This is a genomic window from Asanoa sp. WMMD1127, assembly GCF_029626225.1.
Classification (GTDB): Bacteria; Actinomycetota; Actinomycetes; order Mycobacteriales; family Micromonosporaceae; genus Asanoa.
In genome coordinates, this window is sequence record NZ_JARUBP010000001.1 from 4,445,933 (window position 1) to 4,470,180 (window position 24,248).

21 protein-coding genes and 1 pseudogene are annotated in these 24,248 nt (G+C 71.6%); 16 read left to right on the forward strand and 6 right to left on the reverse strand.

All coding sequences use genetic code 11. From position 1 onward, the window contains the following. The first annotated feature begins 145 nt into the window (after positions 1–145). Both pdxS and pdxT read left to right on the forward strand, forming a co-directional pair. Positions 146–1,051, forward strand: a complete 906-nt coding sequence (gene pdxS, locus O7635_RS21255; protein WP_278082205.1) for a pyridoxal 5'-phosphate synthase lyase subunit PdxS — start codon at positions 146–148, stop codon at positions 1,049–1,051. A gap of 379 nt (positions 1,052–1,430) precedes the next feature. Further along, positions 1,431–2,051: a pyridoxal 5'-phosphate synthase glutaminase subunit PdxT gene (gene pdxT / locus O7635_RS21260; RefSeq protein WP_278082206.1), complete on the forward strand. Its 621-nt coding sequence runs from the start codon at positions 1,431–1,433 to the stop codon at positions 2,049–2,051. Between the two features lie 17 nt (positions 2,052–2,068). Here pdxT and O7635_RS21265 read toward each other — a convergent pair whose 3' ends face one another. After that, positions 2,069–2,329, reverse strand: a complete 261-nt coding sequence (locus tag O7635_RS21265) for a hypothetical protein (protein ID WP_278082207.1) — start codon at positions 2,327–2,329, stop codon at positions 2,069–2,071. A gap of 887 nt (positions 2,330–3,216) precedes the next feature. Between O7635_RS21265 and O7635_RS21270 the strand changes: the two genes are divergently transcribed. The 6 genes from O7635_RS21270 (at position 3,217) to O7635_RS21295 (ending at position 8,555) form a co-directional block, all read left to right on the forward strand. Next, a complete protein-coding gene (locus O7635_RS21270) occupies positions 3,217–3,969 on the forward strand; it encodes a YebC/PmpR family DNA-binding transcriptional regulator (RefSeq protein ID WP_278082208.1) in 753 nt (250 codons plus the stop codon). 113 nt (positions 3,970–4,082) lie between these two features. Continuing rightward, positions 4,083–4,322, forward strand: coding sequence for a type II toxin-antitoxin system VapB family antitoxin (locus O7635_RS21275; RefSeq protein WP_278082209.1), 240 nt, complete (start codon positions 4,083–4,085; stop codon positions 4,320–4,322). Continuing rightward, a complete protein-coding gene (locus O7635_RS21280; protein ID WP_278082210.1) occupies positions 4,319–4,768 on the forward strand; it encodes a hypothetical protein in 450 nt (149 codons plus the stop codon). Before O7635_RS21275 ends, O7635_RS21280 begins: the two co-directional genes overlap by 4 nt. A 106-nt stretch (positions 4,769–4,874) precedes the next feature. Next, complete coding sequence (locus O7635_RS21285; protein WP_278082211.1) at positions 4,875–5,099, forward strand: hypothetical protein; 225 nt, start codon at positions 4,875–4,877, stop codon at positions 5,097–5,099. Between the two features lie 105 nt (positions 5,100–5,204). Then, positions 5,205–6,791, forward strand: coding sequence for an alpha-amylase family glycosyl hydrolase (locus O7635_RS21290; RefSeq protein ID WP_278082212.1), 1,587 nt, complete (start codon positions 5,205–5,207; stop codon positions 6,789–6,791). A gap of 738 nt (positions 6,792–7,529) precedes the next feature. Then, positions 7,530–8,555: an aminotransferase class V-fold PLP-dependent enzyme gene (locus tag O7635_RS21295; protein WP_278082213.1), complete on the forward strand. Its 1,026-nt coding sequence runs from the start codon at positions 7,530–7,532 to the stop codon at positions 8,553–8,555. Positions 8,556–9,443: 888 nt separating this feature from the next. Here the strand turns inward: O7635_RS21295 and O7635_RS21300 are convergent. Both O7635_RS21300 and O7635_RS21305 read right to left on the reverse strand, forming a co-directional pair. Next, positions 9,444–10,058 carry a TetR/AcrR family transcriptional regulator gene (locus O7635_RS21300; protein ID WP_278082214.1) on the reverse strand — a complete coding sequence of 205 codons (615 nt, stop codon included), beginning with the start codon at positions 10,056–10,058 and terminating at the stop codon, positions 9,444–9,446. A 20-nt stretch (positions 10,059–10,078) separates the two neighbouring features. Next, entirely contained in the window at positions 10,079–11,650 is a 1,572-nt protein-coding gene (locus O7635_RS21305) for a DHA2 family efflux MFS transporter permease subunit (protein ID WP_278082215.1), read from the reverse strand. A 196-nt stretch (positions 11,651–11,846) separates the two neighbouring features. Between O7635_RS21305 and O7635_RS21310 the strand changes: the two genes are divergently transcribed. After that, positions 11,847–12,773 (forward strand): hypothetical protein, encoded by a 927-nt coding sequence (locus O7635_RS21310; RefSeq protein ID WP_278082216.1) that lies wholly within the window; start codon positions 11,847–11,849, stop codon positions 12,771–12,773. Positions 12,774–12,844: 71 nt separating this feature from the next. Here O7635_RS21310 and O7635_RS21315 read toward each other — a convergent pair whose 3' ends face one another. The 3 genes from O7635_RS21315 to metG all read right to left on the reverse strand — a co-directional run bounded on the left by O7635_RS21315 (position 12,845) and on the right by metG (position 17,134). Next, the gene (locus O7635_RS21315; RefSeq protein ID WP_278082217.1) at positions 12,845–14,761 is read right to left on the reverse strand and encodes a helix-turn-helix domain-containing protein; all 1,917 of its coding nucleotides are present in this window, start codon (positions 14,759–14,761) and stop codon (positions 12,845–12,847) included. Continuing rightward, positions 14,746–15,528: a 3-hydroxybutyrate dehydrogenase gene (locus tag O7635_RS21320; protein ID WP_278082218.1), complete on the reverse strand. Its 783-nt coding sequence runs from the start codon at positions 15,526–15,528 to the stop codon at positions 14,746–14,748. The genes O7635_RS21315 and O7635_RS21320 overlap by 16 nt, the downstream gene beginning before the upstream one ends. A gap of 67 nt (positions 15,529–15,595) precedes the next feature. Next, complete coding sequence (metG, locus tag O7635_RS21325) at positions 15,596–17,134, reverse strand: methionine--tRNA ligase (protein ID WP_278082219.1); 1,539 nt, start codon at positions 17,132–17,134, stop codon at positions 15,596–15,598. A 113-nt stretch (positions 17,135–17,247) separates the two neighbouring features. Here metG and ruvC point away from each other — a divergent pair, with 113 nt between their 5' ends. From ruvC to secF, 7 genes and pseudogenes are all read left to right on the forward strand, one after another. Continuing rightward, positions 17,248–17,772, forward strand: a complete 525-nt coding sequence (gene ruvC, locus O7635_RS21330) for a crossover junction endodeoxyribonuclease RuvC (protein WP_278082220.1) — start codon at positions 17,248–17,250, stop codon at positions 17,770–17,772. Next, positions 17,769–18,368 carry a Holliday junction branch migration protein RuvA gene (ruvA, locus tag O7635_RS21335; protein ID WP_278082221.1) on the forward strand — a complete coding sequence of 200 codons (600 nt, stop codon included), beginning with the start codon at positions 17,769–17,771 and terminating at the stop codon, positions 18,366–18,368. Before ruvC ends, ruvA begins: the two co-directional genes overlap by 4 nt. Continuing rightward, positions 18,365–18,556: pseudogene (locus O7635_RS21340) on the forward strand (Holliday junction branch migration DNA helicase RuvB); the annotation flags it as partial. The gene ruvA and the pseudogene O7635_RS21340, both read left to right, overlap by 4 nt. Before the next feature lie 465 nt (positions 18,557–19,021). After that, positions 19,022–20,410: a Holliday junction branch migration DNA helicase RuvB gene (ruvB, locus tag O7635_RS21345; RefSeq protein WP_347405339.1), complete on the forward strand. Its 1,389-nt coding sequence runs from the start codon at positions 19,022–19,024 to the stop codon at positions 20,408–20,410. Between the two features lie 136 nt (positions 20,411–20,546). Next, positions 20,547–20,909 (forward strand): preprotein translocase subunit YajC, encoded by a 363-nt coding sequence (gene yajC, locus O7635_RS21350; protein WP_278082222.1) that lies wholly within the window; start codon positions 20,547–20,549, stop codon positions 20,907–20,909. Positions 20,910–21,125: 216 nt separating this feature from the next. Then, on the forward strand, positions 21,126–23,048 hold the full coding sequence (gene secD, locus O7635_RS21355; RefSeq protein ID WP_278082223.1) for a protein translocase subunit SecD: 1,923 nt from the start codon (positions 21,126–21,128) through the stop codon (positions 23,046–23,048). Position 23,049: 1 nt separating this feature from the next. Beyond that, positions 23,050–24,246 carry a protein translocase subunit SecF gene (gene secF / locus O7635_RS21360; protein WP_278082224.1) on the forward strand — a complete coding sequence of 399 codons (1,197 nt, stop codon included), beginning with the start codon at positions 23,050–23,052 and terminating at the stop codon, positions 24,244–24,246. Positions 24,247–24,248: the final 2 nt, after the last annotated feature.

The following is a 24,248-nucleotide window of genomic DNA, read 5'->3' on the forward strand; positions in this document are numbered from 1 at the left end:
ACGGTCGTGCCCACGGCGAACCCGGGACATGATTTTGATCGATTGGTGTTAGACAGGCCACCAGGGGGTCGATTGGATATCGGTTGAGAGCCAATTCCGCACTAACCTGGCTCTTCGACGGGGTCGGCGAGAGGAGTGTGGGCACGTGACCGAGACCACCGAGCAGGGCGGCGTGACTGGCACGTCGCGGGTCAAGCGCGGCATGGCGGAGATGCTCAAGGGCGGTGTGATCATGGATGTGGTCACGCCGGAGCAGGCCAAGATCGCTGAAGACGCTGGCGCGGTCGCGGTCATGGCGCTCGAGCGGGTGCCGGCCGACATCAGGGCGCAGGGTGGGGTGTCGCGGATGAGCGACCCCGACATGATCGACGGCATCATCAACGCCGTGTCCATCCCGGTGATGGCCAAGGCGCGGATCGGGCATTTCGTCGAGGCGCAGATCCTGCAGGCGCTCGGCGTCGACTACGTCGACGAGTCGGAGGTGCTCACGCCGGCCGACTACAGCAACCACATCGACAAGTGGGCGTTCAGCGTGCCGTTCGTGTGCGGCGCGACCAACCTCGGCGAGGCGCTGCGGCGGATCACCGAAGGCGCCGCGATGATCCGGTCCAAGGGCGAGGCCGGCACCGGCGACGTATCCAACGCGACCACTCACATGCGCAAGATCGGCGGCGAGATCCGCCGGCTGACGTCGCTGTCGCCCGACGAGCTCTACGTGGCGGCCAAGGAACTGCAGGCGCCCTACGAGCTGGTCGCCGAGGTCGCCAGCACCGGCAAGCTGCCGGTCGTCCTGTTCACCGCGGGCGGCATCGCCACCCCGGCCGACGCGGCGATGATGATGCAGCTCGGCGCTGAGGGCGTCTTCGTCGGCTCGGGCATCTTCAAGTCGGGCAACCCGGCGGAGCGCGCGGCCGCGATCGTCAAGGCCACCACGTTCCACGACGACCCCGACGTGCTCGCCAAGGTCTCCCGCGGCCTGGGCGAGGCCATGGTCGGCATCAACGTCGACGACATCCCGCAGCCGCACCGGCTCGCCGAGCGTGGCTGGTGACCCGACCAAGCGAGCGCGGCTCGCGGTCGCGCCTGTCGGGGCCGAGCGAGCTCGGCCTGCGGCGGCGACCGTTCGGGCTGAGTGAATGCGGCCCGCGGCGCCCGTCCGAACGGAGCGAGCGCAGCCATAGGCCGCGCTCGTCCCGGCCCAGCGAGCGCGGCCTATGGCGGCGCCCGTCCCGGCCCACCGAGCGCAGCCTGCGGCCGCGCTCGTCCCGGCCCACCGAGCGCAGCCTGCGGCCGCGCTCGTCCCGGCCCACCGAGCGCAGCCTGCGGCCGCGCTCGTTCGGGCGGAGTGAGTGCGGTCTGCGGTGGCGTCCGTCGGAGCCGAGCGAGCGCGGTCTGCGGTTGGACCCGTTCGAGCGGAGCGAGGTAGCGGAATGACGGCTCGTCCGGTTGTTGGCGTGTTCGCGTTGCAGGGCGACGTGCGTGAGCACGTACGCGCGTTGACGGCCTGCGGCGCCACCGCTGTCCCGGTGCGCCGGCCCGCGGAGCTCGACGAGGTCGACGGCCTGGTCATCCCCGGCGGCGAGTCCACCACGATGAGCAAGCTGTCGATCGATTTCGGCCTCTACGACCCCATCGCGAAGCGGCTCGCCGACGGCATGCCCGTCTACGGGTCCTGCGCGGGCATGATCATGCTGGCCACCACGGTCCTGGACGGTCGCGCGGACCAGCGCAGCTTCGGCGCGCTACCGATGACGGTGCGTCGCAACGCGTTCGGGCGCCAGGTGGACTCGTTCGAGGCCCCGGTCGCGGTGGCGGGCCTGGAAGGCGACCCGTTCCACGCGGTCTTCATCCGGGCGCCCTGGGTGGAGTCGGTGGGCGACGAGGTCACCGTCCTGGGCACGATCGACCGCGCCGGCGCCGACGGCGTCACCGCCCCGCACGTGGTGGCGGTGCGCCAGGGGTCGGCGCTCGCGACGTCGTTCCACCCGGAGCTGACCGGCGACCTCCGCCTGCACAACCTGTTCGTCGAGATGGTCCGCGAGGCGGCCTGAGCGTCGGCGCGAGCCGACTACCTCTCGAGGGCATCGAGTGGGCTGGGCGTCAGCCAGCGGAACTGAAGCTCGCCGTCGTCGTCACGATGGTCGAGTACGCCGGCCTGCGTGAGGTTGAACAGCATGTCGTGCAGCGCCTGCCCGAGTGGGTTGTCTGTCCAGAACACCCACTTCACGTCCCCGAACGATTGATCGGCGAACAGGCCGACCACTCGCCCGAGTTGATACTGGGCTCCGTCGATGTCGGTCCAGTCGGCCAATGCGTCCGCGAGCGCCACGAGCGGCATCGTCGCACACGGACGGGCCCGTCAACCGCCCGCGAACGTCGTGTGCGCCCGGCTTGGTCCCTGCCGCGGCTCGACGGGACGGTGGTTCGGAGTGAATCGGTTCGATCGTGGGAGCGGCGTCAATGGGACCGTTCGGGCGCCTTTGTTCGGTCTCGGTACAGCCCGGCCGGCTTGGGGTCTGACGACGGTCCGGGCGTGGGTCGGCGGGCGGTGACCGGCTTGGGGTCTGACGACGGTCCGGGCGTGGGTCGGCGGGCGGTGACCGGCTTGGGGTCTGACGACGGTCCGGGCGTGGGTCGGCGGGCGGTGACCGGCTTGGGGTCTGACGACGGTCCGGGCGTGGGTCGGCGGGCGGTGACCGGCTTGGGGTCTGACGACGGTCCGGGCGTGGGTTGGCGGGCGGTGACCGGCTTGGGGTCTGACGACGGTCCGGGCGTGGGTCGGCGGGCGGTGACCGGCTTGGGGTCTGACGACGGTCCGGGCGTGGGTTGGCGGGCGGTGACCGGCTTGGGGTCTGACGACGGTGCCGGCGTGGGTCGGCGGGCGGTGTCCGACGCGGAGGCGCGGCGGCCCAGTGCGGGCTGCCGGGTTCAGTCTTCTCCGACCGAGGGCCTGGCAGGGACGGCTCCCTGGGCTTGGCCCCCGCATCCGACCGCGGGCCTGGCAGGGACGGGCCCCCTGGGGCCCGGCCCGGTCTCCGGCGGGAGCGACGGTCGTGCCTACGACGGGCCCGGGACAGGCTCCCCGGTTTGATCTTGTTGATCTTCTGCCGTTGAGGCGGGTGGGGCCTGGGCCGCTCTGCTCGGTAGACTTGGTGGCTTGGGCAGCCCAGCCCGCCCGTTTCCGCTGCCCAACTGGGGTTATTTCGGAGGTCATCCATGTCCGGCCACTCAAAGTGGGCGACGACCAAGCACAAGAAAGCAGTCATCGACGCCAAGCGCGGCAAGATGTTCGCCAAGCTGATCAAGAACGTCGAGGTCGCGGCGCGGACCGGTGGTGGCGATCCGGCCGGTAACCCCACACTTTACGACGCCATTCAGAAGGCCAAGAAGAGTTCCGTGCCCAACGACAACATCGATCGCGCGGTCAAGCGTGGGTCGGGGCTCGAGGCCGGCGGTGCGGATTACCAGACGATCATGTACGAGGGGTACGGCCCGAACGGTGTCGCCCTGTTGATCGAGTGCCTGACCGACAACCGCAACCGGGCGGCGACCGAGGTGCGGACCGCGCTCACCCGCAACGGTGGGTCGTTCGCCGACGCCGGGTCGGTGTCCTACATGTTCACGCGCAAGGGTGTCGTGATCGTGCCCAAGGCCGGCCTGTCGGAGGACGATGTGCTTCTGGCCGTCCTCGACGCCGGCGCGGAAGAGGTCAACGACCTGGGCGAGGCCTACGAGGTGGTCTCCGAGCCGACCGACCTCGTCCCGGTGCGCACGGCACTGCAGGACGCGGGCATCGACTACGAGTCGGCCGAGTCGTCGCTGGTGCCGAGCGTCAACGTGCCGCTCGACGAAGAAGGCGCCCGCAAGATCTTCAAGCTGATCGACGTGCTGGAAGACTGCGACGACGTCCAGAACGTGTACGCGAACTTCGACGTCTCCGACGACGTGATGGCGCTGATCGACGCCTGACCGGCGGACGGGCTGGCGCTGGTACGACAAAGACCCCCAGAGCTTTCGGGGGTCTTTGTCGTCTCGCCCTGGATTGAAGATGTCTATCAGGCCCACCTGTATCCAGCGCGTCGTTGGATATCGTCCGCTCGGAGGTGTCTGAATGGCCAAGACTGATCGACGTTGACGAGGACCTTCTCGCGGAAGCAACGACGGCTCTGGGCACCGCGACCAAGAAAGACACCGTGAACGAAGCGCTGCGGCAAGCGGTCGAATCTTCGCGGGAGCGGCGACGTGATGCGCTCGAGAGCCTGCAACGCATCGCGGACGACGGCGGGTTCGACTTCGACCGGCTCGACGAGCTCGACAGGTGAGGTACCTCGTCGACACGAGCGCGCTGGTCCGGATCATTCGGCGTCAGGTCGACCCGGTCTGGTATGACACCGTCGATCGAGGGCTGGTCGCGATCTGCGATCCCGTGCTGGTCGAGACGCTCACGATCGCTGACGCCAAGAGCTACAGCCGGGTCGAGGAGGAGCTTCGCGCCGCGTACCCGTGCGTTCCCGTGCCGGACGACGTTTGGGCCGTGGTCACATACGCATATCCATGGAGGTGTGACCTCGCCTCGTCGGGCGCGCCCTGGCCCGTAATGGGGCGTTCGTCATTTCCAGCCGTCGGTGCGGGCTCGGACGAAGGCGCCGCCGATCGCGCCGACGATGGATCCGGCCGCGCCGATCATGAGGGCGACGCTGCCGGCCACTCCCGCCGCGCCGTCAGCGACGATGTTCAGCACGCCGCCAGCGATGATCAGGACCGCTGACGTGGCCATGGTCGCGATCACTTTGGGCCAGGTCCACATCGTCGCTCTGCCTCCGCTCCGCGAGATCGGCAACCGCGAATCTACCCGGGCCCCTAGACTGCGGCGGGTGACCGAGAGAAGGCCCGGGCTCATCGCCAGCATGTTGGGGACGGTCGTCGCGGCGGCGGGCGTGATCAGCATCTTCGCGCAGTACGGCCGGCCCCACGAACCCGACGGCATCCTCATCGGTGGCGTACTCGTCATCGCCGGTCTGTTGTTGCGCATCGAGGGTGCGATCCGCGCCGTCCGGTCCGCTGATGACGCCGAGCCGGATCCCGACCCCCGGTCGTGACGTCCGGTTCGCCGCCACGCCGCCGTGGGCGACGCACCGCTTGAGCGTGAAGTGTCCACAGTGGTCAGACGACAAATCTGTGGCGGGCGCCGGTAACGTGAAGGCGTGACCGAGCCGCGTAGCGCACCCGCATGGTTGTCCGACGCCGTCCTTTATCAGATCTATCCGCAGAGTTTCGCCGACTCCAACGGGGACGGCATCGGGGATCTGCCGGGCATTCTGGACCGGCTCGACTACCTGCAGTGGCTGGGTGTCGACACGGTGTGGTTCAGCCCGTGCTTCCGCTCGCCGTTCGCCGACGCGGGGTACGACGTCAGCGACTACCTCCAGATCGCGCCGCGCTACGGGACCAACGACGACCTCGTCGCGGTGACCGAGGCGGCGCGGTCCCGTGGCATCCGGATCATGCTCGACCTCGTCGCGGGGCACACGTCCGACCAGCATCCGTGGTTCCGGGCCTGGGCCGACGACGCCGACGACGACCGCTACATCTGGTCACCGCGCGTCGGTGCGCCGGCCGGGGCGTGGGCGCCGACGCCGGGGCAGCGGGGCGGCTACTTCATGCTCAACTTCTATCCGTGCCAGCCGGCGCTCAACTTCGGCTACGCCCGCGACGACGCGCGCGAGCCCTGGCGGCAGCCGGTCGACGCGCCCGGGCCACGGGCCAACCGCGAGGCGTTGCGCGAGATCATGGCCTACTGGTTCGACCGTGGCGTCAGCGGCTTCCGCGTCGACATGGCGTCGTCCCTTGTCAAGGACGATCCCGGGTACGTCGAGACCGGCAAGCTCTGGGGCGAGATGCGCGCCTGGATGGACCGCGCGTACCCCGACAACGTCCTGATTCCCGAATGGGGCGACCCGGCCGTGGCGGTGCCGGCCGGCTTTCACGCGGACTTCTTCCTGCACTTCCGCGGCAACGCGCTGCTCTCGCTGTGGCACATGGGCATCGGCACCGCCGACCCGTCGTGGCCGGCCGAGCCCGCCTACTTCGACGCCGAAGGGCTCGGGGCGATCACCGAGTTCGTGACGCAGTGGCAGCGCGCGGCGGAGGCCATCGGCGGCACGGGGCAGATCGCGCTGCCGACGTCCAACCACGACTACGCCCGGCTGGTCACCGGCACGCGGTCGCGCGAGCACGCCGGCGCCGCGTACGCCTTCCTGATGACCTGGCCGACCCTTCCCACGATCTACTACGGCGACGAGATCGGCATGCGGTACGTGCCCGACATGCCCGACAAAGAAGGCAGCATGCTGTCGCCGCTGAACAACCGGACCGGATCGCGTACGCCGATGCAGTGGGACGCCTCGCCCAACGCCGGCTTCTCGACGGCGCCGGCCGACCAGCTCTACCTGCCGATCGACCCGGACCCGGCCCGGCCGACGGTGGCGGCGCAGCGCGACGACGAGGGCTCGCTGCTCAACCTGGTCCGGCGGTTGATCGCGCTGCGGCGGGCGACGCCGGCACTCGGGAGCGGGTCGCCCGTCGAGGTGCTGCACTCCGGTTATCCGTTCGTCTATGTGCGCGGCGGGAGTCATCTGGTCGCGGTCAACCCGCGTCGTGCGCCGGCCGCGGCGCCGCTGCCGGCGGGGTTGGTCGGCGACAGCGTCCGTGCGCTCGAGGTGCACGGGGCCCGGCTCGCCGACACCGAGATCAAGATCGACGGCTTCGGGTACGGGATCTACGCGCTCTGACAGCGGACTCGGCTGGCGCGGGTGGGCTCGGTTCCCGCAGCGGCTCGGTTCGCGTGGCGGTCTCGGCTTGTGTGGCGGTCTCGGCTTGTGTGGCGGTCTCGGCTTGTGTGGCGGTCTCGGCTTGTGTGGCGGTCTCGGCTTGTGTGGCGGTCTCGGCTTGTGTGGCGGTCTCGGCTTGTGTGGCGGTCTCGGCTTGTGTGGCGGTCTCGGCTTGTGTGGCGGTCTCGGCTTGTATGGCGGTCTCGGCTTGTGTGGCGGTCTCGGCTTGTGTGGCGGTCTCGGCTTGTGTGGCGGTCTCGGCTTGTGTGGCGGTCTCGGCTTGTGTGGCGGTCTCGGCTTGTGTGGCGGTCTCGGCTTGTGTGGCGGTCTCGGCTTGTGTGGCGGTCTCGGCTTGCGCAGCGAGCGGGGCTCGCGGCGGGGCGGCTCGCGGGGCGAGCAGCCTTCGTGCCGCGAGCAAGGCGAGAACGACCCTCGGCGAGCACGACTCGGCGCGGGCAGACCTGCGAGCGGGCAATTCCGCAGGCGTGCGAGGCAGTCCGGGCCCTCGCGGCGGGCACGGTGGGCTTGGTCCGCACGGCGGCCACGGGTGGGCTTGGTCCGCACGGCGGCACGGTGCGGTTGCTCGGCACGGCGGTCACGGTGCGCTTGGTCCGCGCGGCGAGTCGGGCGCGTCTGCCGGACCAGGGTTCGCGGATTGGACCGTGTGGTGGGCGGCGGTGGCGGGATAGCGTCGGGATCATGGATCTTGTCGCTGCGCAGCAGCTCTGGGAGCCGGTTCCGGGTTGGCTCAACACGGCGAGCTATGGCCTGCCGCCGAAGCCCGCGTGGGACGCGCTGCAGGCCGCGCTCGACGACTGGCGGGTCGGGCGCACGTCGTGGGAGCCGTGGGACGAGGCGACGCAGCGCTGCCGGGCCGCGTACGCCCGGTTGATCAATGTGCATCTCGCCGACGTCGCGGTCGGGAGCGCCGTTTCGCAGCTTGTCGCACCGATCGCCGCGGCCATCCCCGCGGGCACCAGGGTCGTGCTGCCCGAGGTCGACTTCACCTCGATCGTCTTCCCGTGGGCGGCGCACGGCCTCGACGTGGTGGCGGTGCCGGTCGAGAAGCTGGCCGACGCCGTCGACGCGAACACCGGCGTGATCGCGTTCAGCCTGGTGCAGTCGGCGGACGGCACGATCGCGGCGTACGAGGACATCGTCGCCGCCGCCCGCGCCGCCGGCGCGCTGGTGATCGTCGACGCCACGCAGGCCTGCGGCTGGCTGCCCATCGACGGCTCGCTCGCCGACGCGGTGCTGACCGGCGGCTACAAGTGGCTGATGGGCCCGCGCGGGACGGCCTACGGCTACTACTCGCCGGCGTTGCGGGAGCGGATGACGCCGTCAGCGGCGGGCTGGTACGCGGCCGCCGACGTGCACAGCTCCTACTACGGCCTGCCGATGCGCCTCGCCGAGGACGCCCGCCGCTTCGACATCTCGCCGGCCTGGCACAGCTTCGTCGGCTCCGCGCCGGCGCTCGAGCTGATCGAAGAAGTCGGCGTGGCCGCGATCCGCGACCACAACGTGCGACTCGCCGACCGGTTCCTCGCGGGGCTCGGCAAGCCGCCGGCCGGCAGCGCGATCGTCACGGTCGACGTCCCGGACGCCAAGGACAAGCTCGCGCGCGCCGGAATCCGGGCCGCGGTCCGCGCCGGCCGCGTCCGCGCCAGCTTCCACGTCTACTCCACCGACCACGACGTCGATCTCGCCCTCGAGGCGTTGGGGTGAAGGGATAGGAGCTGGTTCCTGGCTCGGGACCGCGGTGGCCCGGACCGTTCCTCCCGCGAGGGACCGCTCCGCTTCGCTCCGCTGCCAGGCCCGCCGCTGGTTGCGGCCAGGGAATCAACCGCCCGACCTGCGGCGCCCGACCTGCGGCGCCCGACCTGCGGCGCCCGACCTGCGGCGCCCGACCTGCGGCGCCCGTCCCGCGGTGCCCGACCTGCGGCGCCCGTCCCGCGGCGCCCGTCCCGCGGCGCCCGTCCCGCGGCGCCCGACCCGCGGCGCCCGACCCGCGGCGCCCATCCCGCGGCGCCCGACCGACGCGCCCGACCGACCCGCGGCGGCCGTCCCGCGGTGCCCGACCGACGCGCCCGACCCGCGGCGCCCGACCCGCGGCGCCCGACCCGCGGCGCCCGACCCGCGGCGCCTGACCGACGCGCCTGACTGACGCGCCTGACCGACGCGCCCGCCGGGCGCGCCCGGCCGCCTCGCGATCGCACCGACGCGGCGTGAGCACCTCCGCGAGGTCGGCGGCCAAGCTTGGATGACTCGCCTGGCCACCATCCACCGCGACGGCGCGACCAGGATCAGCCGCCGGCGGCGGAACGGTGAGTGGATGGGCGCGGCGAGAACGAAGCAGGTGTTGGTCAGCCAAGAACGTGGTTGGTCGGCCAGCTCCCTGCGGCAACGCGGCGCGCAGGTGAAAGCCGCGCACGTGAGAAAACCGACCGGTCCACTACCGCCATGCGGCGTCGATAATCTCGTTGAGCGGCCAATCGTCCGAAGTGGACTTGACGCACGACGTGTGTTGGCGACTGATGCACCCGCCCTTGCCGCCCAACGCGGTGGTCATGCGCCGCAATCACCAGCGGCAGGGACGTGGGACGCGGCCGCCGGTCAGGCGTTCTGCTGCGGCGCCATCCCGGCCAGCAGCAGGTCGACGACCTGTTCCGGCATCTTGTCGGCGTCGAGGTCCGGGTGCCAGCGCATCACGCGCTGGACCAGGATCGGTCCGATGAGGACGGTCATCGTCAGCTCGATGTCGAGGTCCGCGCGGAGCTCGCCGTTCTCGACGCCGCGGCGCAGGACCTCGCGGATCCGGCGCCGACGCGGCTCGATGATCTCCTGGTAGGCCTGGTAGTTGGCCTCGCTCCGCGCCACCTGGGGCAGGATGCACGGCATGATCTTGGCGAACCGCGGGTCCTTGTTGGCCGGGCCGCCGACCTGCGACAGCATCGTGATCAGGTCGTCGCGGACGGAGGTGCCGGCCGGCTCGGGCCCGGGCTGCTTCAGCGTGGCCAGCGCGTCGACGAGTAGGGCATCCTTGCCCGGCCACCGGCGGTAGATCGTCGCCTTGCCGACCCCGGCGCGCGACGCGATGGACTCGATCGAGAGCACATCGATCGACGTGCCCTCGGCGAGCAGGTCGAGGGTGGCGGAGATGATGGCCTCGTCGACGCGGAGGCTCCGCGGGCGACCCGGCGCCCGCGGAGCTTCCTCGACGTCTGGCATGAAACCCATTCTCGCTTATCTCAGCCGGCCGTTGCCAGTTCCCCGGCTTCCACCTCGACCGGCTGCACGTGCTCGGCGCCCGCGCGGCGGCCCGGCATCCAGATCAGCGCGGCCAGGATGCCGAACGCCAGGATGATCGCGCCGGAGCCGGCCGCCCAGTGCATGGCGGTCATGAAGGCGTCGTTGGCCGCCGAGATCAGGCCGTTGCCGGCCGGGCCCGCCTGGGCCGCGACCCCGTACGCCCCCGAGATCGACTCGTTGGCCACCTCCCGGGCCGGGCCGGGCAGCGCGGTGGTGGTCGGCTCGATCTGGCTGCGGTAGACCGCCGCGAGGATCGAACCGAGGATCGCGATGCCGAGCGCGCTCGCCACCTGGCGGATCGTGTTGCTGACCGCCGAGCCGACGCCGGCCTTCTCGCGGGGGAGCGACGACATGATCGACTCGGTGGCCGGCGCCATGATGTTGGCCATGCCGACGCCCTGGATGAAGAAGATCAGCAGCAGGAGCCACACCGCCGTCTGGGCGTCGACGAAGACGAAGCCGACCAGCGAGAGCGCGACCAGCGACAGGCCGACCGCGGTGACCGCCTTCGCCCCGAACCGCTGCACCATGGCGTGGCTGCGCGGCGCGAAGATCAGCTGAGCGGTGGCGAACGGGAGGAAGAGGAGGCCGGTCTCCAGCGGCGAGTACCCGCGGACGAGCTGCAGGTAGAACGAGCTGAAGAAGAACACGCCCATCGACGCGAAGAACGTCAGGCCGATCGCGGCGATCGGGGCCGAGAACCGGGGGATCTTGAACAGGCGTACGTCCAGCGACGGGAACGCGATCCGCGACTCGTACCAGACGAATGCCGCCAGCACGACGAGCCCGCCGCCGCCGGTGATCAGCACCTCGGCGTTGCCGAAGCCGTTCTCGCCGCCCTTGATGATGCCGTAGGTCAGGCCGACCAGGCCGACCACCGACATGAGCACGCCGGCGATGTCGATGCGACCGGGGCGCGGGTTGCGTGACTCGGGCACCAGCAGCGCGACGGCTACCAGGCCGACGATCACCACCGGCACGTTGATCAGGAAGACCGAGCCCCACCAGAAGTGCTCGAGCAGCGCGCCGCCGAGAATCGGGCCGATCGCGATGGCCAGGCCGACCGCGCCGGACCAGACGCCGATCGCCTTGCCTCGCTCGCGCGGGTCGAACACGTTGGAAATGATCGACAGCGTCACCGGCATGATCGCCGCGCCGCCGAGGCCCATCAGCGCACGGGCGCCGATCAACTGCGCAGGACTCTGCGCGTACGCCGAGAGCAGCGACGCCAGGCCGAACAGCGCGAGGCCGATCATGAGGAACCGCTTGCGCCCGAAGCGGTCGCCGAGCACACCGAACGAGAACAGCAGGCCGGCGAACACCAGCGTGTACGAGTTGATGGCCCACTCGAGCTCGCTCTGCGTCGTGCCGAGCCCGTGCACCGGGTCGGCCAGCGTACGCAGGGCGACGTTGAGGACCGTGTTGTCCAGCACGACGACGAGCAGGCTCACCACCAGCACACCGAGGATCGCCCAGCGCCTCGGGTGCCCGGTGTTGGCGTGTTGCTCCACGTCCGTCTCCCCCCGATAGATCTACTTCTGCATTACGAAACGGCACAGGTTCGTATCGGCTCGGAACGCTACGCCGGTCGGAATGCGATACGGAACGGTCCCGTATCAAAATGTGAGGCCCGTCACCGCGGGGACTTGCGGGCCCGCCGCCGGCGGCGATGATGGTGGTGGATGCGCTTGTCGGGAGGAGGGCGCGGTGGTCGAGCTGCTGCCGAAGATGGCGCCCGAGGCGCCGGACGGCTACGTGTCCTTCGTCGACCGCCACCTCGCGGCCCTGCGGTCGGAGTCGGCCCAGCTCGCGGGGGACGCGTGGCGGGCGGAGGAGATCTATCCCGAGGTGCTCAGCGACGTCGCGGCCCGTTGGCAGTGGTTGGAGCTGCTGGCGACGCGGTTCGGGCGGCCGCGTGCGGCCGACGACTACCTGCGGCAGGTGCTGACCAGCCGGGCCAAGCGGTGGCGGGCCGAGCAGATCTACGAGGTCGAGATGGTCGTCCTGCGCGCCGATCCCGCAGCGCCGGCGATCGACGCGGGCCAGGCGCCGTCCGGGGTCGCGGTCCGGCCGATTCTCGGCGACACGGCGTCGGAGCGGGCGACGGCGGTCGCGGCACGCCCGACGGCGGCGCCCTTCGGGGGTGGCGCACCGGTGGTCGAGGGCCGCCCGGTGGCGCCCTTCGCGGGTGGCGGGCCGGTGGTCGAGGGCCGCCCGGTGGCGCCCTTCACGCGCGGCGGACCGGCAGTCGAGGGCCGCGGCCCGGCGGCGCCCTTCGCGGGTGGCGGACTGGCGGTCCAGGGTCGCCCGGCGGCGCCCTTCTCGCGCGGCGGGCCGGCGGTCCAGGGCCGTTCGCCGGCGCTGCCGGCGCCCTTCACCGGCGGCGCGGCGGTGGGCGGCAGCGCCGGCCTGGCCCGATACCGGCGCACGGGTCCGGGCCGGAGCAGCATGGGGTTGAAGCAGGCGAAGTTCCTCAGCCCGCTGCGCCACCAACCGGCACCGATCGCGGAAGCGGCGATCGCGTGGTGGCACGCCTACGTGGCCCAACGCCGCCGCAAGCGCGTGGCGGCCGTGATCGCCGTGATCCTGGTCCTGGCCGCCCTGTTCAACCTCCGCGCCACGAACCAGATCTGACTCATCCTAGGACGCTCTGGAGGTGGTGCCGCACCACCTACGAGCAGAAGGCATCGAGCGGGCGGTGCGGGTCAGGAGGTCGTGCCGGTGCGGAGGCGGTGCAGGCGGAGCGCCAGTTGAACCTCCAGCGCCCGTTCGGGCTGCTGCCAGTCCGTGCCGATCAGCTGGCCCACCCGCTCGAGCCGCTGCGTGACCGTGTTGACGTGCACGTGCAGCAGCTCGGCGGCCTTGGCCAGCCCACCACCAACGCCGAAATACGCCTCCAGCGTCCGGACCAGCGCCGTCCCGCGACGGACGTCGTAGTCCACCACCGGGCCGATCGCCGCCGCGATGAAGCGGGCCACCTCGCCGTCCCCGGCCGCGCCCGTGGTGCCCAGCAGCAGACCCACGAAGCCCAGCTCCGCCGCGCCCGCTCCTTCGCCCACCCGGCCCAGCGCCGTCAACGCCGACAGGCACCGATCCGCCTCGGCGAAAGCGGCGCCCAACGAATCAGGCCCCGACGTCGGGCCACCCGCACCGGCGGTCATCGGCCGACCCGCCACGCGAGCCGCGTCCTTCGCCACCAACCGCGCCGCCGCGCCAGGGTCCGAGCCCGGCAGCATCAACAGGACCCGGCCATCGCGCGCCGCGGCCAGCCCGCCCCGCGACAACGCAAAAGAGGTAGCCCACGACAACACCCGCTGCCGCCCCGCCGTGTCGTCGCCGACCGCGACCAGCACCTGCGGCGCGTCCAGGTCGACACCCAGCCGCCGCGCCCGGGCCCGCAGCGACTCCGCGTCGCGTACCGGGCGGGAGACCAGCTCGTCGAGCAGCTCACCGCGGACCCGCCCCTCGGCCTCAGCCACCGTCCGCCGAAAGAGCAGCAGCAACGCCGTGACCAGGGCCGCCCGTTCCAAAATCCGCTGGTCCGCGTCGACCAGCTCGGCGGTCGGCCGCAGCACCAGCGCGCCGAGGTCCTCGGTGCCCGCGACGACCGCCGCGTACCAGCTGTCGCCCCGCCGCACCGACCGCCGCTCCGCCCGCGACGCCGCGACCGCCTCGGCCAGGGTCGTCCGGTCCGGCTCGTCGATCGAGCCGACGCGGGCCAGCTCGCGGCCGTCGGCGTCCAAGGCCAGCAGTGCGCCGCCGAGCACGTCGGTCACCGCCGCCACGACGTCCTCGACCCCGCCGCCGCGCAGCACCAGGGCCGTCATCCGGTCGTGGGCCGACGCCGCCCGCTCGACCGACGCGCTGTGCGCCTGGATCGTCGAGTTCGCCAGCGACAGCTCGGCCAGCGCCACCCGCGTCTCGGTCAGCAGCCGCGCCGTGTCGAGCGCGACCGCCGCGTGCGCGGCCAGCGAACCGAGCAGCGCCACCTCCTCCCGCGCGAACGGGCGCGCCGACCGGTTGGCGGCATACAGCACACCCAGGGACGACGAACCCAGCCGCAGCGGTACGCCGAGGATCGCGACGAGCCCCTCCTCGCGTACGCCGGCGTCGATCTCGCCCGTGTGCCGGAACCGCTCGTCGACGTGGTAGTCGGCGGTGACGTAGGGCGTGCCCGTCTGCGCGACCAGCCCGCCGAGCCCGGCCCCCAGCGGGAGCCGCAGCCGCTGGAAGCGGGCCGACACGGAACCGTCCGTGACCCGCATGTAGATGTCGCCGCGGTCGTCGTCGTTGAGAGTCAGGTAGGCCACGTCGGCGCCGAGCAGCGTCCGGGCCCGGTGCACGATCGCCCGCAGCACGTCGTCGACGTCGCGCAGGCCCGCCAGGTCGGCCGCCGTGTCCACCAGGCCGGAGAGCTCCACCTCGCGCTGCCGGCGCCGTTCCAGCAGGGAGCGCACCCGCAGCGCGGCGACCTTGGCCCGTTCGAGGTCCGCGACCTGGTCCGGGGGCAGGCCGGCGGCCCGGGCGGCCAGCAGGGGGCCCTCGAACTCGACCGCCGCGGCCTCCCGCGCCAGCAGTTCGAGATACTCAGCCGCCGTCATGGCGTTCAGCTTGCCGTCCATCCCCCGTCCATCGCGATCGAGGCCCCGGTGATGAAGGATGCCGCGGGCGTGCACAGATAGGCCAGCAGCTCGGCGACCTCGGCCGGTTCGACCAGGCGCTTCATCGCCGACCGGGCCAGCATGATCGACGAGACGACCTCCTGCTCGGGGATGCCGTGGGTGCGGGCCTGGTCGGCGATCTGACCTTCGACCAGCGGCGTACGCACGTACCCGGGATTGATGCAGTTGGCGGTGACCCCGTGCGGCGCGCCCTCCAGGGCGATCACCTTCGACAGGCCCTCGACGCCATGCTTTGCCGTGACATATGCCGACTTGTACGCCGAAGCGCGCAGACCGTGCACCGACGAGACCGTGACGACGCGGCCCCAGCCCCGCTCGTACATGTGCGGCAGCGCCCGCCGGACCAGCCGGAACGGCGCCTCCACCATGACCCGCTGCAGGACCGCGAACGTGTCCGGCGGGAACTCCGGCAGCGGCGCGACATGCTGGAAGCCGGCATTGTTGACCAGCACGTCGACGTCGACGTCGATGCGGTCGACGGCCTCGGAGTCGGCGAGGTCGAGCTCGACGGCGACGCCACCGATCTCGGCCGCCACCTCCTGCGCGGCCGCCGCGTTGCGGTCGACGACCACCACCTTGGCGCCGGCCGCGGCGAGCCGGGCGGCGCAGGCCCGCCCGATGCCGCTGCCGCCGCCGGTGACCAGCGCGGTGCGCCCGGTGAGGTCCAGCCGTACGACGTGGTGGTCAGCCACCCGATCTGCCGCCATGGCGCATGAATGTACGAGCCCGGCGGGGTGCCGCCCATGGCGTGCCGCCACACACTGCCCCGGGGTGTTATGTGGCAGGGGCGTCGATGCGCGGGAAGACGGCGGCGGGCTTGTCGACCCGGGTGCCGGCCAGACCGTCGAGCCAGGTGCCCGGGTCGAGCCGCCACGAGGCCGGTGCGCCCAGCGCGCCCAGGATCTCCGCCGCCGCGTCCGGCAGCACCGGGCGGAGCAGCGCGGCCAGGGCGCGGACCGCTCCGGCGGCCTGGAGCAGGCAGGTGTCGAGCCGGTCGGCTTCGGCGGGCTGCTTGGCGAGGTGCCAGGGCGCGTGCTCGTCGACGTACGCGTTGGCCCGCCCGACCAGCGTCGTCAGGTGCTGGATCGCGACGCGGTGGTCGAAGCCCTGCCACGCGGCGGCGGAGTCGTGGAGGGCGGTGGCGACCGCCGGGCCGAGGCCGCCGGCCGGGTCGCCGGCGGGCACGACGCCGCCACGGTAACGGCCGATCATGCTGGTCACCCGGCTGACCAGGTTGCCGAGCCCGTTGGCCAGGTCGTTGTTGTAGACGGCGACGATCCGGTCCTCGGTCAGGTCGCCGTCACCGAACGGCGCGAACGTGGCCAGCAGTGCATATCGGACAGCCCGCGCGCCATGACGGGCGATCAGCTCGCCGGGGTCGACCGCGTTGCCGAGGCTCTTGCCGACCTTGCGGCCGCCGGCCGTGATGTAGCCGTGCACCACCAGGTCGGTCGGCAGCGGCAGGCCGGCGGAGAGCAGCATCGCCGGCCAGTAGACGGCGTGGAACCGGATCACGCCCTTGCCCAGCACGTGCACGCGCCGCGCGGCGTCGGCCCAGAACCGCTGGTAGCGGGGGTCGTCGCGGGTCCAGCCCAGCGCGTTGACGTAGTTGGTCAAGGCGTCGATCCAGACGTACATCACCTGGGTGTCGTCGCCGGGCACCGGGATGCCCCAGCCGCGCGCCCGATGCGCCGAGCGGGAGACGCTGATGTCCTGCAGGCCGGCGCGGACGAACGAGATGACCTCGTTGCGGCGGGTCTCGGGGTGGATGGCCAGCTCGCCGGATTCGAGGACTTTGAGCAGGTCGTCCTGGTAGCGCGACAGCCGGAAGAAGTAGTTCTCCTCCCGCACCCGCTCCGGCGCGACCAGGTGCTCGGGGCAGCGTCCGTCGACGAGCTCGTCCAGCTCCCAGAACTGCTCGCAGCCGACGCAGTAGAGCCCCTCGTAGGCCCGCGAGTAGATGTCGCCGCTCGCGGCCAGCCGCCGCCAGATCTCCACCGCGCCTTCGAGATGCAGCGGGTCGACGCTGGTGCGGACGAAATGGTCGGGCGCGCAACCGAGGTCGGTCTGCAGCCGCGCGAAGGCCTGCGCGTTGCCGGCGACGAGATCGGCGGTCGACATTCCCGCGGCCTCGGCGGCCAGCACGTTCTTCAGCGCGTTCTCGTCGGAACCCGTCAGGAAGAAGACGTCGTCGAGCTCGGTGCGCATGAATCGCGCATAGGCGTCGGTCTCGACGAACTCGAGCGCGTGACCGAGATGGGGGCGCGCATTGACGTAGGGAATCGTCGTGGAAATGAAGCCGGTGCCCGTCACAGTTCCCACGCTAGTGAGGCCCGCCACCGGTTATCGGGCGCCGGTGTGTCCGGGCCACCGCCGCGCCGGCCGACCCGTAAGGTGTCGAACACACGTACAGGGGGAGGACGGTTGTGCGGGTGCTCGGCGTCGACCCGGGGCTGACGCGCTGCGGCGTCGGCGTGGTCGAGGGTGTGCCGGGTCGACCGTGCACATTGGTCGCCTACTACGTGGTCTACACCGACCCCGGCGACGACCTGCCGCTGCGGCTGCTGCACCTCGACCGCACGCTGACGGACCTGGTCGCCGAGCACAAACCGCAGAGCGTCGCGGTGGAGCGGGTGTTCAGCCAACACAACGTGCGTACGGTGATGGGCACCGCCCAGGCCAGCGCCGTCGCCGTGCTGTCCGGGGCGCGGGCCGGGCTGCCGGTGTCGACCTACACGCCGAGCGAGGTCAAGGCCGCCGTCACCGGCTCCGGCCAGGCCGAGAAGGCGCAGGTGACGTCGATGGTGACCCGGCTCCTGCGGCTCGACGCGCCGCCGAAGCCGGCGGACGCCGCCGACGCGCTGGCGCTGGCGATCTGCCACATCTGGCGGGGCGGCACCAAGGCGAAGATCGAGGCGGCGGCGGCCGTCAGAAGGGCAGGTCGAAGGTGATCGCCAGCGTGAGCGGGGTCGTCGCCGCGGTGTCGCCGGACGGCGCGGTCATCGAGGTCGGCGGCGTCGGGCTGTCGGTGCACTGCGCCCCCGGCACGCTCGCCGGCCTGCGGCTGGGCCAGCCGGCCCGGCTCGCCACCAGCCTGGTGGTGCGCGAGGACTCGCTTACCCTCTACGGCTTCGCCGACGACGACGAGAAGCACCTCTTCGAGCTGCTCCAGACGGCCAGCGGCGTCGGGCCGCGGCTGGCCCAGGCGGTGCTCGCCGTGCACCACCCCGACGTGGTGCGCAAGGCGATCGCCAACGCCGACACGGCGACCCTGACCCGGGTGCCGGGCATCGGCAAGAAGGGCGCCGAGCGCCTGGTGCTGGAGCTACGCGACCGAATCGGCCCGATCGCGGTCGGCGGCGACGGCGCGACGGGCGTGGTCGGCGCGGTGTGGCACGAGCAGGTCCGCCAGGGCCTCGTCGGTCTGGGTTGGACGGCGTCGCAGGCCGACCAGGCCGTGGCCGCGGTGGCCGAGAAGGCGACCGGCACCGAGCCCGTGCCGATGCTGCTCAAGATGGCGATCCAACTGCTCGGCCGCACGCGATGAGCGAGGTCTCCGCCTACATCGCCGAGGGCGAGAGCGACGCCGAGGCCACGGTCCGCCCGAAACGCCTGGCGGAGTTCATCGCCCAGCACCGCGTACGCGACCAGCTGGACCTCCTGCTGCGCGGCGCCATGGGCCGCGGCACCCCACCGGACCACATCCTCCTCTCGGGGCCTCCTGGCCTGGGTAAGCCTGTGTCGGTCGACGCGCTGGTGCTGCTCGAGGACGGGACGCGGCGGCGGCTCGGCGACGTCGTGGTCGGTGACCGGGTCATCACCCGCACCGGCGAGGCGGCGCGGGTCGAAGCAGTGCACGAGCAGGGCGAGCTGGATAGCGTGCGGATCCGCACCACGACCGGCCGCGAGGTCGTCGCCGCCCCGGACCATCCGTTCTGGACCACCGACGGCTGGGTCAAGGCCGGTGACCTGACGGTCGGGGACAAGCTGGCCAACGTGCTGCGGCCGGAACTGGTCGCCGACGGCACCGAGCGGACCGAGGAGTTCGCGCTGGCCGGCTACCTGGTCGGCGACGGCTGTGTCACCAACCAGGTCACCTTCACCAGCGGCGACGACGACGTCCTGGCCGACTTCAAGGCGACCTGTGACCGCCTGGGCCACCGGCACCTCACCCGGCCGAACTCGGCCAACAGCTCACTCGTGCGGATCTCGGGCCTGCGCGGGTGGTTGGCCGAGCACGGCCTGCTCGACAAGAACGCCTGGCAGAAGCGCGTTCCGGAGTTCGTGTTCAAGGGCGACGAGTGGCAGGTCAGCGCCTTCCTGGGCGCCTACTTCGCCTGCGACGGCACGGTGAGCCGCCGCGGTCGCGACCGCTACGACGTGGTGATCGAGTTCTACAGCGTCTCCCGCGAGCTGTTGCAGGACGTGCAACACCTGTTGCTGCGCCTGGGAATCCAGTCGCGACTCAAGCTCAAGCGCGGGCTCTACCAAGGCCGTCGCCACGAGTCGTGGCGCTTGAGCGTCACGAGTCAGGACGACGCCGCTCGGTTCGTCGAGCGGATCACCGTGATCGGGCGGCGGGGCGAGCGACTGCGGGAGTGGCAGCCGCGCCGGGACCGGTTCGAGGAGTCGCTCGCGGTCGACGGCGTGGCGGCGGTCGAGCCGGCCGGCCTGCACGAATGCCGCTGCCTGACCGTCGCCGGCGATCACACGTTCACCGTCAACGACCTGGTCGTGCACAACACGACCCTGGCCAACATCGTGGCGGCGGAGTTGGGCAGTGGGATCAGGGTGACCAGTGGGCCGGCGATCGAGCGGTCCGGGGATCTCGCGGCCATTCTGACCAGTCTCGGCGCCGGTGATGTGCTGTTCATCGACGAGATCCATCGCATCGCGAAGCCGGCCGAGGAGCTGCTCTACTCCGCCATGGAGGACTTCCGGGTCGACGTCGTCGTCGGGAAGGGGCCCGGCGCCACCGCGATCCCGCTCGACGTCGAGCCGTTCACGCTGGTCGGGGCCACCACCCGGTCCGGGCTGCTGACCGGGCCCATGCGCGACCGGTTCGGGTTCGTCGCGCACCTCGACTTCTACGCCGCCGCCGATCTGGAGGCGCTGCTGCACCGGTCAGCGCGGATTCTCGGCGTCCCGATCACCGACGAGGGCGCCGTGGAGATCGCCGGGCGGTCGCGGGGGACGCCGCGCATCGCCAACCGGCTGCTGCGCCGGGTCCGCGACTACGCCGAGGTCCGTGGCGACGGCACGGTCACCCTGACCACGGCCCGCGAGGCCCTCCAGGTGTACGACGTGGACGCGCTCGGCCTCGACCGGCTCGACCGGGCCGTGCTGACCGCCCTGGTCGACTCGTTCAAGGGCGGCCCGGTGGGCCTGTCGACCCTGGCCGTGGCGGTGGGGGAGCAGCCGGACACCGTCGAGGAGGTGTGCGAGCCGTTCCTGGTCCGGGCGGGGCTGCTGGCCCGTACGCCCCGGGGACGAGTGGCCACCGACACCGCCTGGCGGCACCTCGGGCGGACGCCGCCGACGGCGAATGGCGCACCCGATCTGTTCTCCAGCGACCAGCGTTTTCCGTGATCCGAAAGTGACCCGCGCGGCATTCGGCGTTCCCAGCCAGACCGACTAGACTCGCCGCGGTCCGTAGGGGACGACATTTCTGCCTGCGCCGAGCGCCCCCCACGCCCGGCGAAGGCCAATGGGAAGGTTTTTCACCGTGCTCGCAGCACAAGCCTCAGGTGGCGGCGGTTTCCTGCCGCTCCTCATGATCGTTCTGCTCTTCGGCGTCATGTACTTCATGATGATCCGCCCCCAGCAGAAGCGCCGCCGCGAAGCCCAGCAGATGCAGTCCACCCTTGGCGCCGGCTCCGAGGTCGTGACGATCGGCGGCCTCCACGCCACGGTCGTCGACACCGACTCCGAGACCGTGACGCTCGAGGCCGCCCCCGGCGTGCACCTGCGCTACGCCCGGCAGGCCGTGGCCCGGGTCATCAGCAACAAGGCCGAGACCGTCCCGGAGCCGGCCGAGCCGCCCGCCGCGGAGACGATCAAGTCTCCGGTCGAGCCGGCCAAGGACTGAATCCCGGGCTGGGTGCCGGGGTCGACAGCTAACTCACAGCGACCCCGGCGTAGCCTTCTGCTCGACGACCGGCCCCCCGGCTCGATCGACTGTGATGGATAATCACGCTGGCTCCGTCCCCGGAGAGCCGGCGCCCCACGCCTGCCCGGCGTGACCGCTGCATCGACCCGCGCCGCCGCACCCGCGACGGCCCCCAGCACAGGGAGACCCGCTGCCGTGGCACCACCTCAGCGACAGATGCACCCGGGGCGGCAGCTAGCCGTCCTCGCGGGGCTCTTCGTCATCCTCTACGCCCTGGTGTTCTTCGCGGGCGCCAGCGGGAGCGTGCAGGACCGGCTGCATCCGAAGCTGGGGCTCGACCTGGTCGGCGGCACCCGGATGACGCTCCAGGCGACGACCGAGGGCAACCGCCCGCCGTCGGCGGAGTCGCTCGACCAGGCCCGCGACATCATCGAGCAGCGGGTCAACGCGCGCGGTGTCGCCGAGGCCGAGGTGGTCACCGAAGGAAACCGCAACATCGTCGTCTCCCTGCCGGGCGAGAACGCCGACCTGAGCGGCATCGCCCAGACCGCCGAGCTGCGGTTCCGCAAGGTCCTCAACGTCACCAACGGGACCGGGCCGGCGCCCGCCCCCTCGGCCAGCGCCACGCCGGCGCCCGGCGGCACCCCGAACCCGAGCGGCAGCCCGTCGGCGCCGCCCGCTGCGACCGGCCAGCCGTCGGCGACGGCGACCCCGGGCACCGGCGGCACGGGCGGTGGAGCCGAAGCGCCCGCGACGCCCACTCCCACCCCGACCGCGACCGCCCCGGCGGCGAACCCGACTCCGGCGCCGTCCGGCTCCGCGGCCCCGGCCCCGGTGCCTGCCGACGTCGAGGCGGCCCGCAAGGCCGTCGAGGCCAAGGTCGGCCCCGCCGCGTGGGCGGCCGCCAGCGCGCTGCAGGCGCCCGACCCGGGCACCGACCCGACCGTGGCCGAGACGCTCAAGCCGTTCGGCCAGCTCAGCCCGACCGAGGTCGCGGTGCTGACGCCGCAGATGCAGTTCAACGTGCCGACCATCACGTGTGACCAGCTCGACAAGCGCCCGGCCGGCTCGATCAGCAAGACCGACCAGCAGGCGATCGCCTGCGAGGCCGGCGGCAAATACCTGCTCGACGTGGCCAAGGTGGCCGGCACCGACGTCGGCAACGCCACCGCGCAGCTCGACCAGCAGGGCCAATGGGTCGTCAGCCTCGACTTCAAGGGCGGCGGCCAGGAGAAGTGGACGGCGCTGACCCGCGAGGCGTACCAGAACAGCGGTCAGACCTGTGACCAGTCGACGCTCGAGAACGGCAACTGCCGCGTCGCCGTGGTGCTCGACAACAAGGTCATCTCGTCGCCCGAGATCCAGGGCGTGCTGACCGGCGACTCGCAGATCTCCGGCAGCTTCGACGCCAACAGCGCTGACGAGCTGGCCGGCCAGCTCCGCTACGGCGCCCTGCCGCTGACCTTCACCGCGGCCAACCAGGAGAACCTGTCGCCGACGCTGGGCGCCGAATACCTGCGGGCGGGCCTGATCGCCGCCGGCATCGGCCTGCTGCTCGTCGCGATCTACGCGTTCTTCTACTACCGCCTGCTGGGCACCGTGATCGTGCTGAGCCTCGTGCTCTCCGCCGGCCTGGTCTTCGGTGCGCTGGTCTTCCTCGGCCGCCAGATCGGCTTCACGCTCACGCTCGCCGGCATCGCGGGCTTCATCGTCTCGCTAGGTGTGGCGGCGGACTCGTTCGTCATCTACTTCGAACGATTGAAAGACGAGATCCGCGAAGGCCGGTCGCCGCGCAGCGCGGTGCCGCGCGCCTGGGCCCGCGCCCGCCGGACGATCATCTCCGCCAACGCGATCTCGATCATGGCGGCGGTGGTGCTCTACATCGTGTCCGTCGGCACGGTGAAGGGCTTCGCCTTCGCGCTGGGCCTGGCCACGATCCTCGACCTCGTCGTGGTGTTCCTCTTCCGACACCCGATCATGACGATGTTCGCCAACACCAAGGCGTTCCTCTCGCCGCGGGTCAGTGGCCTCGGCCGCATCCTGGAGCAGCACGAAGACGACGGCGACGAGCCGCGCAACCCGCGTACGCGTTCGCCGCGTCGCCCCAAGGAGGCCTGAGATGTCCAAGTCGGGTTTGGCCAACCGGCTCTACCGCGGTGAGGCCGGTCTCAACCTGATCGGCAAGCGGAAGATCTGGTTCGGCGTCGCCGGGGCGTTGATCCTGGTCGCGCTGTTGAGCTTCGGGATCAACCGGTTCTCGCTCGGCATCGAATTCGCCGGCGGCAACCAGTTCATCGTGCCGGCGAGCAACGGCGTCACGCTCAACGAGGCGCAGGACGCCGTCAACAAGGCGCTGGCCGACAAGGACCCGGAGGCCACCGCGCTGCCGGCCACGCAGGTCGGTCGCGGCGGCGACACCTGGTACGAGATCCGCACCTCGGCCCTCGACCCCGAGCAGACCAACGCGATCAAGGAGCAGGTCGCTCAGCAGCTGGGCGTCGCGCCGAACGACATCAACGACAGCGGCGTCAGCGCGGCCTGGGGCAAGCAGGTCACCGAGCGGGCGCTGCTCGGCCTCGTGATCTTCGTGGCGCTGGTGATGGTCTACCTGATCCTGCGGTTCGAGTGGCGCATGGCCGTCGCGGCGGTCTCCTCGCTGTTGCTCAACCTGGTGCTGACGGCGGGCCTCTACTCCTTAGCCAAGTTCGAGGTCACGCCGGCGACGATCATCGGCTTCCTCACGATCCTCGGTTTCGCGCTCTACGACGTCGTCGTGGTGTTCGACAAGGTGCAGGAAAACACCAGAGGCATCACGGCGAGCAGCACCCAGACGTACGGCGAGGCCGCCAACCTGGCGATCAACCAGACCCTGATGCGGTCGATCAACACCGGTCTGGTCGCGCTGCTCCCCGTCGGCGGTCTGCTGATCGCCGGCCTGTCGGGCGCGAGCACCCTGGCCGACCTCGGCCTCGTGCTGTTCGTCGGTATGGCCGTCGCGGTCTACTCGTCGATCTTCTTCGCGACGCCGGTGCTGGTGACGCTCAAGGAGTTCGAGCCCAAGATCCAGGCGCACACCAAGCGCGTGCTGGCCCGCCGGGCGGCGATCGCCCGCGGCGAGATCGCGCCGAAGAAGACCGAGGCCGGCGCCACCGCGCGCCAGCCGCGGCAGGCCGCTCCCGAAGGCTCCGAGGTCGGCGCCCTGGCCGGCTCGACGTCGACGCCGAAGGTGGGCGCCCGGCCGACCGGGGCCAAGCGCTCCGGCGGCGGGCGGGGTGGCCGTCCCGGTGGCAACCGCCCCGGTGGCAAGCGCCGCTAGTC

What these genes read in the sequence shown, in the direction of transcription:
- pdxT (WP_278082206.1), top strand. Translation starts at nt 1,431, where the DNA reads ATGACGGCTCGTCCGGTTGTTGGCGTGTTCGCGTTGCAGGGCGACGTG.
- O7635_RS21270 (WP_278082208.1), top strand. Translation starts at nt 3,217, where the DNA reads ATGTCCGGCCACTCAAAGTGGGCGACGACCAAGCACAAGAAAGCAGTC.
- O7635_RS21295 (WP_278082213.1), top strand. Translation starts at nt 7,530, where the DNA reads ATGGATCTTGTCGCTGCGCAGCAGCTCTGGGAGCCGGTTCCGGGTTGG.
- O7635_RS21300 (WP_278082214.1), bottom strand. Translation starts at nt 10,058, where the DNA reads ATGCCAGACGTCGAGGAAGCTCCGCGGGCGCCGGGTCGCCCGCGGAGC.
- O7635_RS21315 (WP_278082217.1), bottom strand. Translation starts at nt 14,761, where the DNA reads ATGGACGGCAAGCTGAACGCCATGACGGCGGCTGAGTATCTCGAACTG.
- O7635_RS21320 (WP_278082218.1), bottom strand. Translation starts at nt 15,528, where the DNA reads ATGGCGGCAGATCGGGTGGCTGACCACCACGTCGTACGGCTGGACCTC.
- secF (WP_278082224.1), top strand. Translation starts at nt 23,050, where the DNA reads ATGTCCAAGTCGGGTTTGGCCAACCGGCTCTACCGCGGTGAGGCCGGT.